Origin of the sequence: Caballeronia catudaia (assembly GCF_001544755.2) — a bacterium.
GTDB lineage: Bacteria > Pseudomonadota > Gammaproteobacteria > Burkholderiales > Burkholderiaceae > Caballeronia > Caballeronia catudaia.
Genome location: NZ_FCOF02000029.1, coordinates 1 through 16,644 on the forward strand (window position 1 = coordinate 1; position 16,644 = coordinate 16,644).

The 16,644-nt window shown below is 65.6% G+C and carries 19 protein-coding genes; 10 read left to right on the top strand and 9 right to left on the bottom strand.

Annotation, left to right across the window (positions count from 1 at the left end; translation table 11 throughout):
• Positions 1-187: 187 nt before the first annotated feature.
• On the top strand, positions 188-1,636 hold the full coding sequence (locus AWB75_RS24995) for an NAD-dependent succinate-semialdehyde dehydrogenase (protein ID WP_061126731.1): 1,449 nt from the start codon (positions 188-190) through the stop codon (positions 1,634-1,636).
• Positions 1,637-1,703: 67 nt separating this feature from the next.
• Here AWB75_RS24995 and AWB75_RS25000 read toward each other — a convergent pair whose 3' ends face one another.
• Positions 1,704-2,312, bottom strand: a complete 609-nt coding sequence (locus tag AWB75_RS25000) for a hypothetical protein (protein WP_235012222.1) — start codon at positions 2,310-2,312, stop codon at positions 1,704-1,706.
• 259 nt (positions 2,313-2,571) lie between these two features.
• Between AWB75_RS25000 and AWB75_RS25005 the strand changes: the two genes are divergently transcribed.
• Positions 2,572-3,735 (top strand): metallophosphoesterase, encoded by a 1,164-nt coding sequence (locus tag AWB75_RS25005; RefSeq protein ID WP_061126732.1) that lies wholly within the window; start codon positions 2,572-2,574, stop codon positions 3,733-3,735.
• Between the two features lie 194 nt (positions 3,736-3,929).
• Here the strand turns inward: AWB75_RS25005 and AWB75_RS25010 are convergent, their stop codons facing one another.
• The 6 genes from AWB75_RS25010 to AWB75_RS25035 all read right to left on the bottom strand — a co-directional run bounded on the left by AWB75_RS25010 (position 3,930) and on the right by AWB75_RS25035 (position 8,543).
• Complete coding sequence (locus AWB75_RS25010; protein ID WP_143746488.1) at positions 3,930-4,442, bottom strand: hypothetical protein; 513 nt, start codon at positions 4,440-4,442, stop codon at positions 3,930-3,932.
• 173 nt (positions 4,443-4,615) lie between these two features.
• A complete protein-coding gene (locus AWB75_RS25015) occupies positions 4,616-5,662 on the bottom strand; it encodes a patatin-like phospholipase family protein (RefSeq protein WP_061126734.1) in 1,047 nt (348 codons plus the stop codon).
• Between the two features lie 52 nt (positions 5,663-5,714).
• Positions 5,715-6,296, bottom strand: coding sequence for a hydrolase (locus AWB75_RS25020; protein WP_061126735.1), 582 nt, complete (start codon positions 6,294-6,296; stop codon positions 5,715-5,717).
• Between the two features lie 36 nt (positions 6,297-6,332).
• Complete coding sequence (gene msrB / locus AWB75_RS25025; RefSeq protein WP_061126736.1) at positions 6,333-6,815, bottom strand: peptide-methionine (R)-S-oxide reductase MsrB; 483 nt, start codon at positions 6,813-6,815, stop codon at positions 6,333-6,335.
• Between the two features lie 43 nt (positions 6,816-6,858).
• Entirely contained in the window at positions 6,859-7,620 is a 762-nt protein-coding gene (locus tag AWB75_RS25030) for an ABC transporter permease (protein WP_061126737.1), read from the bottom strand.
• Positions 7,617-8,543 (bottom strand): ABC transporter ATP-binding protein, encoded by a 927-nt coding sequence (locus AWB75_RS25035; protein WP_061126738.1) that lies wholly within the window; start codon positions 8,541-8,543, stop codon positions 7,617-7,619. The genes AWB75_RS25030 and AWB75_RS25035 overlap by 4 nt, the downstream gene beginning before the upstream one ends.
• A gap of 129 nt (positions 8,544-8,672) precedes the next feature.
• On the opposite strand from AWB75_RS25035, the gene AWB75_RS25040 reads away from it, so the two are divergent.
• The gene (locus AWB75_RS25040) at positions 8,673-9,152 is read left to right on the top strand and encodes a 2,4'-dihydroxyacetophenone dioxygenase family protein (RefSeq protein WP_061126792.1); all 480 of its coding nucleotides are present in this window, start codon (positions 8,673-8,675) and stop codon (positions 9,150-9,152) included.
• 113 nt (positions 9,153-9,265) lie between these two features.
• Positions 9,266-10,117, top strand: a complete 852-nt coding sequence (locus tag AWB75_RS25045; RefSeq protein WP_061126739.1) for a 3-hydroxybutyryl-CoA dehydrogenase — start codon at positions 9,266-9,268, stop codon at positions 10,115-10,117.
• Here the strand turns inward: AWB75_RS25045 and AWB75_RS25050 are convergent.
• Positions 10,105-11,055 (bottom strand): glutathione S-transferase family protein, encoded by a 951-nt coding sequence (locus tag AWB75_RS25050; protein ID WP_061126740.1) that lies wholly within the window; start codon positions 11,053-11,055, stop codon positions 10,105-10,107. The two genes, AWB75_RS25045 and AWB75_RS25050, sit on opposite strands and share 13 nt — an antisense overlap.
• Positions 11,056-11,110: 55 nt before the next feature.
• Positions 11,111-12,082, bottom strand: coding sequence for an alpha/beta fold hydrolase (locus AWB75_RS25055; RefSeq protein WP_061126741.1), 972 nt, complete (start codon positions 12,080-12,082; stop codon positions 11,111-11,113).
• A 106-nt stretch (positions 12,083-12,188) separates the two neighbouring features.
• Here AWB75_RS25055 and AWB75_RS25060 point away from each other — a divergent pair, with 106 nt between their 5' ends.
• The 6 genes from AWB75_RS25060 to AWB75_RS25085 all read left to right on the top strand — a co-directional run bounded on the left by AWB75_RS25060 (position 12,189) and on the right by AWB75_RS25085 (position 16,642).
• A complete protein-coding gene (locus AWB75_RS25060; RefSeq protein ID WP_061126793.1) occupies positions 12,189-13,103 on the top strand; it encodes a LysR family transcriptional regulator in 915 nt (304 codons plus the stop codon).
• Positions 13,104-13,198: 95 nt separating this feature from the next.
• The gene (locus tag AWB75_RS25065; protein ID WP_087086812.1) at positions 13,199-13,543 is read left to right on the top strand and encodes a YXWGXW repeat-containing protein; all 345 of its coding nucleotides are present in this window, start codon (positions 13,199-13,201) and stop codon (positions 13,541-13,543) included.
• A 144-nt stretch (positions 13,544-13,687) separates the two neighbouring features.
• Entirely contained in the window at positions 13,688-14,266 is a 579-nt protein-coding gene (locus AWB75_RS25070; RefSeq protein ID WP_061126742.1) for an RNA polymerase sigma factor, read from the top strand.
• A complete protein-coding gene (locus tag AWB75_RS25075; RefSeq protein ID WP_061126743.1) occupies positions 14,263-14,715 on the top strand; it encodes a hypothetical protein in 453 nt (150 codons plus the stop codon). Before AWB75_RS25070 ends, AWB75_RS25075 begins: the two co-directional genes overlap by 4 nt.
• The gene (locus AWB75_RS25080) at positions 14,712-15,194 is read left to right on the top strand and encodes a periplasmic heavy metal sensor (protein WP_061126744.1); all 483 of its coding nucleotides are present in this window, start codon (positions 14,712-14,714) and stop codon (positions 15,192-15,194) included. Before AWB75_RS25075 ends, AWB75_RS25080 begins: the two co-directional genes overlap by 4 nt.
• A gap of 17 nt (positions 15,195-15,211) precedes the next feature.
• On the top strand, positions 15,212-16,642 hold the full coding sequence (locus AWB75_RS25085) for a DUF1800 domain-containing protein (RefSeq protein ID WP_061126795.1): 1,431 nt from the start codon (positions 15,212-15,214) through the stop codon (positions 16,640-16,642).
• Positions 16,643-16,644: the final 2 nt, after the last annotated feature.

The following is a 16,644-nucleotide window of genomic DNA, read 5'->3' on the forward strand; positions in this document are numbered from 1 at the left end:
GAAACGTGGCAGTCAAAGGAGCTAAATGTGTTACCCATGTCCTGACACACCTGTTACCCATGTCTCCGGTCTATACACAGCAGCAAAGAAAGTGACTGCTGCCCCGCATAGGGGCGAAGCTAATAAACCGACACGAACACGGGATCCGGCGAAAGCCAAATCGAAAAACAAAGGAATCCAAACAGAAATGAACCTGAAAGACCCAACTCTGCTGCGCAACGCAGCCTACCTCGCAGGTGAATGGCACCCATCCGACGATGGAAAAACCTTCGAAGTCATCGACCCATCGAACGGCGAATCCCTCGGCGCGGTCCCCCACATGGGTGCGAACGAAACCAAACGCGCCATCGAAGCCGCCAACGCGGCCTGGCCCGCCTGGCGTCAAAAGACGGCAAAAGAACGCGCCACCATCCTGCGCCGCTGGTTCGACCTGATGATCGCGAACGCCGACGATCTCGCGCTCATCCTCACCACCGAGCAAGGCAAGCCGCTCGCCGAAGCAAAGGGCGAAATCGCCTACGCAGCGTCGTTCATCGAATGGTTCGCGGAGGAAGGCAAGCGCGTCGCCGGCGATACCCTCGCGTCGCCCGCTTCCGACAAACGCATCGTCGTGACGAAGGAGCCGATCGGCGTCTGCGCGGCGATCACGCCATGGAACTTCCCCGCCGCGATGATCACGCGCAAGGTCGGGCCGGCGCTCGCGGCCGGCTGCCCGATCGTCGTGAAGCCCGCCGAAGCGACGCCCTTCTCCGCCCTCGCGCTCGCCGTGCTCGCCGAGCGCGCCGGCATTCCGAAGGGCGTGCTCAGCGTCCTGACCGGCGATGCACAAGCAATCGGCGGCGAAATGACTAGCAATCCGGTCGTGCGCAAGCTCTCGTTCACCGGCTCGACCGCGGTCGGCCGCCTGCTGATGGCGCAAAGCGCGCCGACGGTCAAGAAAGTGACGCTGGAACTCGGCGGCAACGCGCCGTTCATCGTGTTCGACGACGCCGATCTCGACGCCGCCGTGGAAGGCGCGATCGCATCGAAATATCGCAACAGCGGACAGACCTGCGTCTGCACGAACCGCTTCTACGTGCACGAGCGCGTCTACGATGCCTTCGCGCAAAAGATGGCGGCGGCGGTCGGGCAGTTCAAGGTCGGGCGCGGCACCGAAAGCGGCGTGTCGCTCGGGCCGCTCATCAACGAAGCGGCCGTGAAGAAGGTCGAGTCGCATATCGAGGATGCGCTCGCGAAAGGCGCGTCGCTCGCGTCGGGCGGCAAGCGTCACGCGCTCGGTCACGGCTTCTTCGAGCCGACCGTGCTGACAGGCGTCACGCCCGACATGAAAGTGGCGAAGGAAGAAACCTTCGGCCCGCTCGCGCCCCTCTTCAAGTTCTCATCCGACGATGAAGTCGTACGCCTCGCGAATGACACCGAGTTCGGCCTCGCCGCGTACTTCTATAGCCGCGACATCGGCCGCGTCTGGCGCGTGGCCGAGGCGCTCGAATACGGCATGGTCGGCATCAACACCGGGCTGATCTCCAACGAAGTGGCGCCGTTCGGCGGCGTGAAGCAATCGGGCCTCGGCCGCGAAGGCTCGCATTACGGCATCGACGACTACGTCGTCATCAAATATCTCTGCATGGCGGTGTGATCGCACAACGGCAAAGGCCTCGGCATGCGACATGCCGAGGCCTTTCTATTTCCGGCAACCGCGCGTCTTAGTTCGACGCTGTCGCCGCGGGTTGCGACACCTGAACCGCCAGCGCCGACACGAACACGGCGTGAACATTGTCGCCCTTCTTCAGCTTGCTCACGTCGACGTTCTTCACGATGTCGAGCTTCACGGTGTTCTGCGGGCCGCGCAGCGTGATCGTGCGCTTCGCCGCGTCGATGCTCACGACGGTGGCGAGAATTTCGACCTTGCGCATCGCATCGAAGCCAGCGACGACGTTCGCGCCCGACGCCGGCGCGACCGTGGTCGTGTCGACGCGCGCGCGGTCGGTCTTGTCGCCCGTCGCTTTGCTGATGTCCATCAGCAGCGCATTCTTGTAATACACGTCAACGACGTCGCCGACCTTGAACTTGTCGAAATTCTTGACTTCTTTGACGACCGGCAGCATCACGTCGCCGCTCTGGTCTCGCAGCATCAGCACGCGGTTCGCCGAATCGATGCCCACGATAGTCGACTGAAGATGAATCGGGTTTTCCGCCATCGTCACTTGCTCGGCCGTCTTCGCAAGCGAATCGGTCTGTGCGAATGCGGAACCCGCCGATGCTGCGATTGCGGTCATCGCCAGGATCGAAATTGCACGCAATTTCATGTTCATGCGCCTACTCCTCTTCTCGAGTTTTGCATTGCTAATGTTTTTGAGATCGACAATGCGATTACAGGAATTAAACGGACGATTTATACCGCCCTGTACCGGTGAAAGTCCAAGGGACGCGCAATTTTTTGCAATTGAGGGAATGCGGCGCATCGGTGCGCCGAAGGCGGGGACTTTTTCTAGCGGGTAGAATCGGCTCTGGCTCCGGCGCTGCCGTCCGTCATGCGCCTTTTTGCCGCTTCTCCGATCTCTCAGGGGCGCTATGCGACGCTCGGCTTTCTTTCTCCGCTTCATCGGCATCGGCATTCTGTTTCACATCTACGTCGGCGTGCGGCTCATCCCGGCCGCGCCCGTCGGCATGCCGCTCAAGATGCTGGCGGCGGTCTTGCTCGCGGCATCGGTGATCCTCGTGCCGCTCGGCATGGCGGCGCGTCAGATCGAACCGCAGGCGCTCGCCGATCGGCTCGCGTGGTGCGGGCTCACCGCGCTCGGCTTTTTCTCCTCGCTGCTTCTCCTGACCTTTGCGCGCGATGTGATGCTCTTCTTCGTGCATCTCGTCGACTGGCTGCGCGGCGCGCCTGTCGGTTCACCGACGCTCGTCGCGTATAGCGCGCTCGCCGTGCCGATGCTCGCCGTGCTCTTTTCCGCGATCGGCTTCTACAACGCGCGCCGGCGCGCACCGGTCGTGAGCGTGGATGTGCCCATCGACGATCTGCCGGCCGCGCTCGACGGCTTCACCATCGTGCAGATCAGCGACATTCACGTCGGCCCGACGATCAAGCGCCACTATGTGGAGCGCATCGTCGCGGCGGTGAACGGGCTCGAACCGGATCTGATCGCCGTGACGGGCGATGTCGTCGATGGCACCGTGCCGAATCTCGCCGACCACACACGCCCGCTCGCCGGTCTCTGTGCGCGGCACGGCGCGTTTCTCGTCACCGGGAATCACGAGTATTACTCGGGCGCGGACAAGTGGATCGCCGAATTCCGTCGCCTGGGTTTGAACGTGCTGCTCAATCAGCACGTCGTGTTGAACCACGACGGCGCGCAAGCCGTGGTGGCGGGCGTCACGGATTACAGCGCGGGCAGCTTCGATCCCGCGCATCGCAGCGATCCCGCGAAGGCGATCAGCGGCGCGCCCGACGACGCCGCCGTGCGCGTGCTGCTCGCGCATCAGCCGCGCAGCGCCACCGCGGCGGCCGAAGCAGGCTTTACCTTGCAGCTCTCCGGGCACACCCACGGCGGCCAGTTTCTGCCGTGGAATTTCTTCGTAAGGCTGCAACAGCCGTTCGTCGCGGGACTCGTGAAGGTGAATGGGCTGTGGGTCTACACGAGCCGCGGCACCGGCTATTGGGGGCCGCCGAAACGACTCGGCGCGCCGTCCGAGATCACGCGGGTTCGGCTGGTTCCGTCGACGCCGGCATGACGCCAGTGACAAGAAAAAGGGACGCGCGCCGCAGGTGCGGCGCGCGTCCGGCGCTCGGGGATAAGCGCTGCGTCCGGACACGGGGATGAACGGACGCTCTCGACGTGGCAGGCGGGGTCCCGCCAGCGAGTGATGCAAAGTTAAGGGAACCGAAATAACGGGACCATTAGAACTTTCTTAAAGCGCGACGCCAATCATGGCTTCTTTTGTGCCGCATTCGCGTGCTCGTTCACCACGTCGACCCTGACGGTCGCGCCGCTTGCGAGCATGCCCGCCTGTCGCGCATCGCGCGCGCGCACTTCGATGGGCAGTCTGTCCGCATCCTCGAGCATGACGACCCCTGTTGCTGCGTCGACGCTCGCCACTTGCGCCACGAAGCGCTTGTCGCCGGGAACGGCCTGCTGAAGCTTCGCATGCCCGATCCGTGTCAGCGTGACGGGCTGCAGCACCGAACTCTTGACGCGCGTGCCGAGCGGCAGCTTGCCAAGATCCTGCATATCGGGGCTCACGTTCAGTTGCGTCGCGACGCCTTGCGCGTTCACGACCGTGACGCGATGCGCGCTTGCATCGACCGCTTTCACCTCGCCGATGACCTGCACGACCATGAGTCCTTCGATGCGCGAAGCTGCGCGGTTCGCCATCGCCCCCTCGCCGTACAGCGCGATGAGCGAGGCTGCAAAAAGGAATCCGAGTTTTCTTGTGTTCATGATTTTCTCTGTTGTCACCTGTCTCTGTCCGGCCCGGCGCGGCACTTCGAAGAGGCATCCGTGCCTCGGCCCGAACAATAGATTGTGCCGACGAATCGACCGTCCGCATGACAACGGCAGCGCGAAATTTTGTGCCAGGCAGACGTCCAGATCGTTGCCTGATGACAGCGACGCTACGCCTTCGCCGATACCGCCGCGGGCGTCGTCGCATAGACGCTCCGATGCGGCGCGGTGCCTTCTCTCGGCCAGTCGGAGCGTGCGTCGAAGAACCATTCGGCGCGCTCGCGGCCCTTGCGGATGAGCGCATGCAGGAGCGCGGGATTGCGATCGAGCTTCGATGCATAGTCGAGCGGCCCGGGATAATCCTTCGCGTCGAGATGCATCTGCACGACGCGAACCTTGATCGGCTTATAGCGTTGCGCGAGCGATGCGTCGGCCTTCAGCCATTCGTTCACGCGCGTCGTGAAGTAAAGCTCCTGCCCGAGCGCGAGATTGCCGGCGAGCTCGTTGCGCCGGTCGATGATCTCGTTCATCGATTCAGGCAATTCCCGGCGAAGCTGCGGATTGATCTGCACGACCCAGATTTCGTCGGGCCGCATGTCGAACGCGAAATCGGTGAACTCGCGCACCGGCGGGTTGCTGCTGAAGAGACCGTCCCAGCACATGCGCCCGCCGGCCGCGACCGCGCGATACAGCGGCGGGACCGCAGCCGATGCCACCAACTGGTCCTGATCGAGCCTGTCGCCGGGGAAAATCACGCGATCGCCCGTGCGCACATCGGTCGCGCCGACGAGAAGCGTGGGCCTCGCGCGCTGCTCGGGCGCGTCGGGCAGCGACGCGAACGGCAGATGCTTGTCGAGCAATTCGCGCAGGCGCTCCTCGGCGACCGGCGGATACAGATACGGGCTGATTTCCGCATTGACCGGCAAGCGCGCGTACCAGGTGCCGAGCGCGTTGGCGACGATATCCGGGCCGTCGCGCGCCTCCAGATCCTTCCAGAAAGCGGCGAGGCGCCTTCGGGCGTCCACGGGGCCGCCGAGCAGCAAGCCCGCCCACGCGAGCGCGCTGCACATCGCCCCGCCGGAGGTTCCCGACAGCGCGACGAGCTCAAAGCGGCTGAAGCATTCGTCGCTCAACAGCCGGTCAAGCACGCCCGCGGCGAACGCCGCATGGCTTCCGCCGCCCTGACACGCGATCGCTACCTTCGGAATGGCCGCCATCACCGCACCTCATTCGTCCGTCGATATCGGACAGCATAGGCGACGCGCGCCGCTATGCCAGCGCCGCCAGCACCTGTTGCGTCGACCGGAGCCGGCCAATGCGCGGAAAAATGTAACGGCAGGTGGATTCGTGCGTATCGGCGTGCAGGTCGCTCATCGCGTCTTCGACGAAAACCTGTTGATATCCGCGCTCGTGCGCGCCGCGCGCGGTCGTATCCACGCCGATGGCCGTCGCGATGCCGCCCAGCACGATCGTATCGATGCCGCGCCGGCGCAGATGGGAATCGAGATCGGTGCCGTGGAATGCGCCCCACTGCCGCTTGGTGACGACGATGTCCGATGCCTGCGCGTCGAGCTCCGCGCACAGTTCGCTCCAGCCCGCGGGCTCGGGCGCTTCCTGTGCCTGCCCCGCGTCGGTGATCGGGCGCAGGCCGCCCGGCGCGTTCGGGAACGCCACTTTGACGAGCACGACCGGCGCTCCGAGCGCGCGGAAACGGTCGGCGAGCGCACGCGCGTTGGCGAGCACGCTCGCCGCGGCGTGAGGCTGCACGGGCAACCCGGCGATGCCCTTCTGCAAATCGATCAGCACGAGCGCGGTCTTCGCGGCATCGAGCACGAGTTGGGTTGCGTTCATGGGAAAGCCTGAAGAAAAGTGGATGGGCGCGCCGTGTCAGGCTTCGTCCGGCAGGAACTCGAGCGCCGCGCCGTTCATGCAGTAGCGCAGGCCGGTCGGCTTCGGGCCGTCGTCGAAGACATGGCCGAGATGGCCGCCGCAACGCCGGCAATGCACCTCGTTGCGCATATGACCGGTCGCTTCCGCGTGCATCGCGACGGCGCCGTCGAGCGGCTTCCAGAAACTCGGCCAGCCGGTGCGGCTGTCGAATTTCGCCGTTGACGAAAACAATGCGAGGCCGCATCCGGCGCACGCGTAGTTGCCGCCGCGGTCTTCCTTGAGCAGCGGGCTCGCGAACGGCGGCTCGGTTCCGCCGCGCCTGAGCACGCGATATTGCTCCGATGACAGACGCCGTCGCCAGTCCGCGCTGCTATGGTCGATTTCGTACGATCGGGCGGGCGCCGATGGACCCGCGCCGCCCGTGAACGCCGCCGCCATTACACCGAGGAAATTGCGCTTCGTGCGTTTCATGATTTTCATCCGATGAACGCCCTCATGCCCGGCCGCCGTGCCGCGCGCCGCTCTAGGTTTTGAGCCGGTATCCCGTCCTGAAGATCCACGCGACGATCCCGACGAATACCGCCAGAAACACCAGCGTCATGCCGAGACTCACGCCGACTTCGACATCGGCAAGCCCGTAAAAGCTCCAGCGAAAGCCGCTGATCAGATACACGACCGGATTGAACAGCGCCACGGTCTTCCAGAACGGCGGCAGGATATTGATCGAGTAGAAGCTGCCGCCGAGAAACGTGAGCGGCGTGACGATCAGCAGCGGAATGATCTGCAGCTTCTCGAAGCCGTCCGCCCAGATGCCGATGATGAACCCGAGCAGGCTGAACGTCACGGACGTGAGCAGCAAAAATACGATCATCCAGACGGGATGATCGATTCTGAGCGGCACGAACAGTCCTGCCGTCAGAAGAATGATCAGCCCGAGGATGACGGATTTGGTCGCGGCCGCGCCCACGTAGCTCAGGACGAGCTCGAAGTACGACACCGGCGCGGACAGCAATTCGTAGATCGTGCCGGTGAACTTCGGAAAATAAATCCCGAAGGACGCGTTGGCGATGCTTTGCGTCAGCAGCGACAACATCACGAGACCGGGCACGATGAACGCGCCGTAGCTGATGCCGTCGACTTCCGGAATGCGCGAGCCGATGGCCGCGCCGAACACGACGAAATAAAGCGACGTGGAAATGACCGGCGACACGATGCTCTGCATCAGCGTGCGTCCGGCGCGCGCCATCTCGAAACGGTAGATCGCGCGAAGGGCATATAGATTCATTTGGCTTCCCTGACGAGGCTCACGAAGATGTCTTCGAGCGAGCTTTGCGTCGTTTGCAGATCCTTGAAACGCACGCCGGCTTCGTCGACATGGCGCAGCAGTGCGATGATGCGGCCCGGCTCGTCGTGCGCGTCGTACGTGTACGTGAGTTCGCTGCCGTCCGCCGAGCGTGCGAGGCCGTAAGGCGTCAGCGGCGCGGGGATCTCGGCGAGCGGCTGTTCGAGCTGCAGCGTGAGCTTCTTCTGCCCGAGCTTGCGCATGAGCTCGCGCTTTTCCTCGACGAGCACGATCTCGCCGCGATTGATCACGCCGATGCGATCGGCCATCTCCTCCGCTTCCTCGATGTAATGCGTCGTCAGGATGATGGTCACGCCGTTGCTCTGCAACTCGCGCACGAGGTCCCACATGTCGCGGCGCAGTTCGACATCGACGCCGGCGGTGGGCTCGTCGAGAAAGAGGATTTCGGGCTCGTGCGCGAGCGCCTTCGCGATCAGCACGCGCCGTTTCATGCCGCCCGACAGCGTCATGATCTTGTTGTCTTTCTTCGCCCACAACGACAGCGATTTCAGCACTTTCTCGACGTACGCCGGATTCTTCGGCCGCCCGAACAGGCCGCGGCTGAACGACACGGTCGCCCAGACGGTCTCGAAGGCGTCGGTGGTGAGTTCCTGCGGCACGAGGCCGATCATCGCGCGCGCGGCGCGATAGTCCGTGACGATATCGTGGCCGGCGACGGTGACCTTTCCCTCGCTCGGATTCACGATGCCGCACACGGTGCTGATGAGCGTCGTCTTGCCCGCCCCGTTCGGGCCGAGCAGCGCGAAAATTTCGCCGCGCCGGATTTCGAGATTCACGTCCCGAAGCGCGCGGAAGCCCGACCCGTAGGTCTTGGACAGATTGGAAACGGTGATGATGGTTGGCATGGCGGGACGATAGCAGATACCGCGCGATCCGGCTTGGCCGGCGGGGTCGGCCCGGGTCGTCCATTCGGCCAATGGTGGACACGCGCCGCGCTGCCTACAATGCACTGCTGAATGCAAGGAGCCGACATCATGCTGTTCGAACAGATCCAGACCGCCTGCCTCAATGACGCCGACCTGCCGTGGGTGCCGTTCACGCCATACAGCGAGCGCGTGCTCGTCAAGTATTTCAAGCTCGACCCGGTGCGCGGCGAGGTCATCGCGCTGATGAAGGCTCCGGCCAAAGGCCAGATGCCGCGGCATCGGCACACGGGGACGGTGATCGTCTACACCGTGGCGGGACGCTGGAAGTATCGCGAGCACGAGTGGATCGCGGAGCCGGGGAGCATCGTGTACGAGACGGCGGGATCGAGTCATACGCCCGAGGCGCTGCCATCGGATACGGACGGCGCGGACATCGTCACGCTCAACATCATTCAGGGGGAACTGCTCTTCGTGAACGACAGCGGCCACGTGCTCGCGGCCGAAAACTGGAAGAGCGGCTGGGACCGGTACGCTGCCTTCTGTCATGCAAACGGCATCGCGTTGAAAGATTTGACGGCTTTCGGGTAACGTCACGGCCCGCATCGCTGGTTAGAATCGTTCCCTGAGAGCGCTTCGCGCGCATTCGACCATTTCCGGTTTGCCGGCGCCTCACGCCGGCGCAGATCAAGGAGGAGCAGAGCATGAAGATTCAGACCGTCGGCATCGTCGGTGCGGGAACCATGGGCAACGGCATCGCGCAGGTCGCGGCCGTCGCGGGCTTCAGCGTCGTGCTGATCGACGTCACCGACGCCGCGCTCGCCAAGGGCGTCGCGACGCTCACGGGAAGCCTGGAGCGGCTCGTGTCGAAGGACAAACTGGACGCGTCCGCGCGCGATGCGGCATTGAACCGCATCGAGACCTCGACCGATTACGCGCGCCTGGCCGCAACCGATATCGTGATCGAAGCCGCCACCGAGAACGCCGAGCTCAAGAACCGCATCCTGAAGCAGATCGAGGAAGCGGCGCGCCCGGATGCGATCATCGCGTCGAACACGTCGTCGATTTCGATCACCGCGCTCGCCGCGACGATCGCGACGCCCGAGCGTTTCATCGGCATGCACTTCTTCAATCCGGTGCCGCTGTTGCCCCTGGTCGAAGTGATCCGCGGCGTGCAGACGAGCGATGAAACCGCCGCCGCCGTGCGCGAGCTCACCGAGAAGCTCGGCAAGTCGCCGATCGGCGTGCGCAATTCGCCGGGCTTCGTCGTCAACCGTGTTCTCGTGCCGATGATCAACGAGGCGTTCTACGTGCTCTATGAAGGCGTCGCGAGCGCGGAGGAGATCGACGCGGGCATGAAGCTCGGCGCGAATCATCCGATCGGCCCGCTCGCGCTCGCGGACCTGATCGGCCTCGACGTGTGTCTCTCGGTGATGGACGTGTTCCTCAAGGACTTCGGCGACTCGAAGTACCGCGCGTGCCCGCTGCTGCGCGAGCTCGTCGCGGCGGGGCGGCTCGGGCGCAAGACGAAGCGCGGCGTCTATCAGTACGACTGATCCGCAGCGAAATCGAGCACCGGTCCGGCGGGCACGATGCCCGTCGGATTGATGGTGCGATGACTCTCGTAGTAATGCCGCTTGATGTGGTCGAAGTTCACCGTCGCGGCGATGCCCGGCATCCGGTAAATCTCGCGCAGGTACTTCGAGAGATTCGGATAGTCCGCTATGCGCCGCCGGTTGCACTTGAAGTGGCCGACATACACCGCGTCAAAGCGCACGAGCGTCGTGAAGAGGCGGATATCGGCTTCCGTGAAGCGCTCGCCCGTGAGATAGCGGCGCGTGCCCAGCCGTTCTTCGAGGAAGTCGAGCGTGTCGAAGAGCGGCGTCACCGCTTCCTCGTAGGCGGCTTGCGTCGTCGCGAAGCCCGCCTTGTAGACGCCGTTGTTGAGCGTGTCGTAGATGCGCGTGTTGAGCGCGTCGATCTCTTCGCGCAGGTCGCCCGGATAGTAATCGCCCGGTTTCGCGCCGATGCCGTCGAACGCCGAATTCAGCATGCGAATGATCTCCGACGATTCGTTGTTCACGATTGTCCCGCGCGCCTTGTCCCACAGGATCGGTACGGTCACGCGGCCGCTGTAGTGCGGGTCGGCGGCGGTGTAGACCTGATGCAGATAGCGCGCGCCGTTGATCGTGTCGCGCTCGACGCCGGGGCCGTCGTCGAAGGTCCAGCCGTTTTCCAGCATGAGCCAGTTCACGACCGAGACGTCGATCATCGATTCCAGTCCCTTCAGCGCCCGCATGATAAGCGTGCGATGCGCCCACGGGCACGCGAGGCTCACGTACAGGTGATAACGTCCCGCTTCGGCCTTGAAGCCGCTTTCACCGTCCGCCGTCACCCGGTTGCGGAACGCGGCGTCCTTGCGCACGAAGCGCCCGCCGGTGGATGACGTGTCGTACCACTTGTCCTGCCATTTCCCGTCGACGAGAAGTCCCATTTCAGCTCTCCTTTGATGGCGTGGCGCAAGACACGCGCCACGGCATCGATGGTTTTCAGTTGGACGAAGGCGCGTCGATGAAGCGCACGAGTTGCGCCGTCGTCGCATCCGGCGCTTCCTCCATCAGCCAGTGTCCGGCGCCCGGCACGACCACGCCCTGCACGTTCGTCGCGACGAGCTTCGCCTGATCGATCAGAAACGTGCCCGACGCGCGCTCGCCGGCGAGAACGAGCATCGGCATCGGCAGCGGCGTTTTCGCGAACGCGGCGAAATCGTCCGCATCTTGCGTGAACGTATGGAAATACTCGAAGCCCGCGCGCATGCGGCCATTGCGTGCGTACTGCGCCGAATAGTAGCGGCGATCCGCTTCGCTCACCGAATGCGCGGGATCGGCGGCGAAGTCGTTCCAGAAATGCTCGAAGTAGACGCGCTCGCGACCGCGCACGAGTTGCTCGGGCGTCCCGCCGTAGAAGTTGAAGTGCCATTTGTCGCGCAGCAACCAGACCTTTTGCCAGTCGCCGACGCCGGGCAGGAAGGCGTCCATCAGCACGATGCTTTCGACTTCGTCGGGATACTGCGCCGCGTACGCATACGCGACCATCAGCCCGATGTCGTGCCCGACCAGCTTCACCTTGCGATAGCCCAGCGAACGCACCATCGCGTGGATGTCTTGCGCCATCGTCTTCTTGTCGTAGCCGGAAGCGGGCATCGCCGAGCCGCCCGCGCCCGGCAAGTCCGGCGCGATCACGACGCGCTCGCCCGCGAGACGCGTCATCAGCGGTTGCCACATGTGGCTCGTTTCCGTGTAGCCGTGCAGGAGCACGACGGGCGTCGCGTCGCCGCGACCGGCTTGCAGATAGTGAAGCTCGACGCCGTTCGCGTCGATCGTGCGCGACTGGATCGCGCTTGCGGCGGCAGCCGGCTGCGGCGCACGCGGCGTGTTCGCGGCATGCGCGAGCGGTTGCAGCGCGGCAGCGGCGAGAAGCACGCCGGCGGCGCGGCGCATCGTGTGCAGGAAGGTGTTCATCGTTCAGCTCCGTCGAAGGTTGGGTTTTACCCGATGACTGATGTTGGACCGCCGACCCCGCTTTGCCGTACGATCCGGACGATGAACTCGTTCGATGGAGTCGAACATGTTGACAGAGGAAGAACTCTCGCTGCTCGACGCGATCCGCGAAACCGGCAGCCTGTCGCGCGCGGCCGCGCGGCTCGGCAAGGCGCCGTCGACGATCTCGCACGCCGCGCGGCAACTCGAAACGCGCTTCGACGCGCTGCTCTTCGACCGGCGCCGCTATCGACTGCAACTGACGCCCGCCGGACACCTGCTCGCCGACGAAGCCGCGCGCCTGATGCTCGACGTGTCGCGGCTCACGCAGCGCGTGAAGCAGATCGCGAGCGGCTGGGAAGACCGGCTGTGGATCGTCTGCGATGAAATCCTCGAATTCGAAACGCTCTTGCCGGTCGTGCAGGCGTTCGATGCGCTCGAGTCCGGCGTCGCGCTGCGGATCACGCACGAAGTGCTTTCCGGCACCTGGGAAGCCTTGCGCGACGGCCGCGCGGACCTGATCGTCGGCGCGACCAACGAGCCGCCCGCGATCCCCGGCCTGCGCTGGTTCGAGCTCGGCGTCATGCAATGGACCTTCGCGGTGTCGCCGCGTCATCCGCTCGCCAGCGTGAACGGGCCGCTCAAACGCGAGCAGATCGCGGCGCATCGGGCGGTCGTCGTCGCGGATTCGTCGCGTTCGGCGGGGCGCGCGTACGGCGTGCTCGGCGGTCAGGCCGCGCTCGCCGTGCCGACGATGCGCGCGAAAATCCTCGCGCAGCGGCAAGGGCTCGGCACGGGATGGGTGCCACGGCATCGCGTGGACACGCTGCTTGCGCGCGGTGAACTCGTCGAAAAGGAAACCGCCGATCCGCGCGAACCGAACGTGCTGTACGTCGCATGGCGCGGCGATCACGAAGGCCGCGCGCTGCAATGGTGGATCGAGCAATTGCGGCAGCCGCGCCTCGCGAAACGTCTCGTCGATGGACTGACGATATCGGCGTAATGACCCGTTACAAAGTCGTCGCGCGGCAAGCGACGGAATAGCGCACGCCGCCACGTTCAAGTTCTCGTCGCAACCAGAAGTCGACGGGAGAGAACATGAAGAGAACACGTACGCCGCTGCGCGCGGCATTGTCGGCGGCGCTTTCGGCCGCGGTATTCGCGCCGGTCATCGCGGTGTCGTTCGCCGCGCTGCACAGCACGCCTGCCAGCGCGCAGGCCGTCATCATCGCGCCGTCCGCGCCGCCGCCGATGCGCGTCGAGCAGCTTCCGCCGCCGCGCGCGGGTTACGCATGGGACCCGGGGCACTGGCGCTGGACGCGCGGCGGCTATGTCTGGGCGCCGGGCCACTGGCGGCCGGTGCGCGCGGGCTATCGCTGGATTCCGGGGCATTGGGTGCAGCGCGGGCCGAGCTGGCGCTGGGCCGAGGGCCACTGGGCATGAACCGGCTCAAAACCGTGCTCGTCGCGGTGATGCTCGCCGGATGCGTCGTGTATCCGGCGCATCCTGTCTACTATCGCGGACCGGTCGTCGTTTACTGAAGAGCGCCCGCGCAGTCCGACATGCGCAACGAAACCCGACACCACTTTGAACGAAGAAGATCCGGATACCGCGCTCATTGCCCGCGTCGGCAATCGGGAACCGGGAGCCATCCGCGAGATCGTCGCGAAGAAGCTCCCGCGCATCGTCGCGCTTGCCGCGCGCATGCTCGGCGATCGGGACGAGGCCGACGACGTGGCCCAGGAAGCGTTCCTGCGCATCTGGAACATCGCGCCGAAGTGGCGCTCCGGCTCCGCGCGCTTCGATACCTGGCTGCATCGCGTGACGCTCAATCTGTGTTACGACCGCCTGCGCCGCCATCGGGAAACGCCGTCGTCCGACGATCTGCCCGAAGCAGCCGATCTCGCGCCCTTGCCCGACGAGCGTCTCGCCACGGCCCACGCGAACGCGCGCATCCAGGCGGCGCTCGCGACACTGCCCGCGCGGCAACGCGAGGCGCTCGTCCTGCAGTACTACCAGGACGTGCCGAACGCGGAAAGCGCGGCGCTGATGGGCGTGAGCGTCGAGGCGCTCGAAAGCCTGCTGGCGCGCGCGCGCCGCAATCTGAAAGCCGCACTCGCGGATCTCGCCAGGCCGGGCGATGACGCTCCGAAGGAACATCGATGACACCCGAACGATTTCGCCACATCACCGAGGCATACGGCGCGTCGCCGGACCGCTGGCCGCAAGGCGAACGCGACGCGGCGCTCGCGCTCGTGAATGCCGGCGATGAAGAAGCGCTCGCCGCCCTCGCCGATGCCCGCGCGCTCGACGGCCTGCTCGACGCGCATGCCGTCGCGCCGCCGAGTGCTGCACTCACGCGACGCATCGTCGAATCCGCGCCAACGCACCCGGCGCGCGCGTTCTGGCGGCGTCCGCGCACCTGGTTCTCGGGAGTGGGCTTCGTCGGCGCGGGCGCGGCGGGCGTCGCGGCGGGCGCGCTGCTGGTGTCGCTGCTCGCGCCGGCGCCGGCGCCGGCGCCGGCGTCGATGGATAACGCGCACTTCGGCGCGTTCGAGCAATCGTGGTCGGGCACGGCGTTCGGCGGCGCCTCTACGGACTGGAGCGATCAATGAATCCACGCACGCTGAAGACGCTCGCGGCGCTGTCGCTCGTGCTGAACGTGTTTCTGCTCGGCGCGATCGCGGGCGGCGCGTACTGGCTGTCGGGACCGTTCGCGCATCAGCGCACCGAAGCCGCGCAACAACGCGGCATTCGCTTCGCGGCGGCGGATCTTTCGCCGGAACGCCAGCGCCAGTTGCGCGACGCCCTGCGCAAGACGCGACGCGAAAGCCTGCCGCTGATCCGCGATGCGCGCGACGGACGCATCGATCTCGCGCATCGGCTCGCGGCGCAAGACTTCGATCGCCACGCGCTCGACGACGCCCTCGCCCGCACCCGCGCCGCCGATGTCGCATTGCGCGCGCGCATCGAAGGCGCGGTCGCGGATTTCGCGTCGACGCTGACGCCGCAAGAGCGTCTCAAGCTCGTCGGCGCGATGGAGCGTTACGGCCCGCTGCGCGCGGTGCCCGCCGATGAACGTCCGCAGCCATGACACCGGAGCACATCATCATGACCCTCGACCCGAAACTCACGCCCGCCGCCGTCGCGTTGAACCGCTTCGGGCTCGGTGCGCGGCCGGGCGAGCCGCTTCCCGCCGATCCGCGCGGCTGGCTCGCGCAACAGGCCGATCCGCGCCAGAGCAGGTATCAGCCGATGCCGCCCGCGCTGAGCGGCCAGCCGTCGAGCGGCGCGCTCGCCGCGCAGTTCGCCGAACGCCAGCGCGCGCTGCGTGACGCCAGCGACGCCGACAAGCCCGCCGCTCGCAAGCAATACCGCGAGCAGCTTCGCGACGTGTACCGCGATGCCGTCGATGCCCGCGTGACGAGCGCGCTCGCGACGGACACGCCGTTCATCGAACGCCTCGTGCATTTCTGGGCGAACCACTTCGCCGTATCGATCGACAAGCCGCCCGTTGCGCTGCTGGCCGGATCGTTCGAAAACGAGGCGATCCGCCCACACGTGCTCGGGCGCTTCGAGGACATGCTGGTCGCAGTGGAGCGGCATCCCGCGATGCAGATTTTTCTGGATCAACCGCGCTCCGTCGGTCCCGACAGCCCGGCCGCCATGCGCGCCGCGATGCGCGATCCGAACGCGAAGCGCGGCCTCAACGAAAACCTCGCGCGCGAAATCATGGAGCTGCATACGCTCGGCGTGCGCAGCGGCTACACGCAGACCGACGTGACCGAATTCGCGCGCGCGCTCACCGGCTGGAGCCTCGGCGCGATGACGCCAAAGCCGGCGAACAATGCCAACGATCCGACGCCGCCCGGCCAGTTCGTGTTTCGCACGCGTCTGCACGAACCGGGCGCGCGCACCGTGATGGGCAAGCAATACGCGCAGGCGGGCGAAGCCCAGCCGCTCGCCGTGCTGCACGATCTGGCCAACGCGCGCGCAACCGCACATCACATCGCGGAAAAGCTCGCGCGCCACTTCGTCGCGGATACGCCGCCGCCCGCGCTCGTCGACAAGCTCGCGGATGTTTTCAGCGATAGCGGCGGCGATCTGCCTTCGGTGTATCGCGCGCTCATCGATGCGCCCGAAGCGTGGACGAACGCGCCCGCCAAGTTCAAGACGCCGTGGGACTGGACGATTTCATCGTTGCGCGGACTCGGCCGCCGCGATCTGCAAGGCGTGCACGCCGCGCCGCTTCTGACGCAACTGGGCCAGCAAGTCTGGCGTCCCGGCTCGCCCGCCGGCTACGACGATATCGCCGCGAGCTGGGCCGCGCCCGATGCGCTCGTGCGCCGCGTCGAGTTGGCGCAGCGCTTTGCGGCGAGTTTTGCTCAACCCGCAGGCGACACGCTCGACGCCCGCACGCTCGCGCCGCAACTGCTTCCCGGCTCGCTGTCCGACGCGACCGCGAACGCCGTGTCGCGCGCCGAGAGCGCCCCGACCGCACTCGCGCTGTTGCTCGTATCGCCAGACTTTCTGAGGAGATAAAT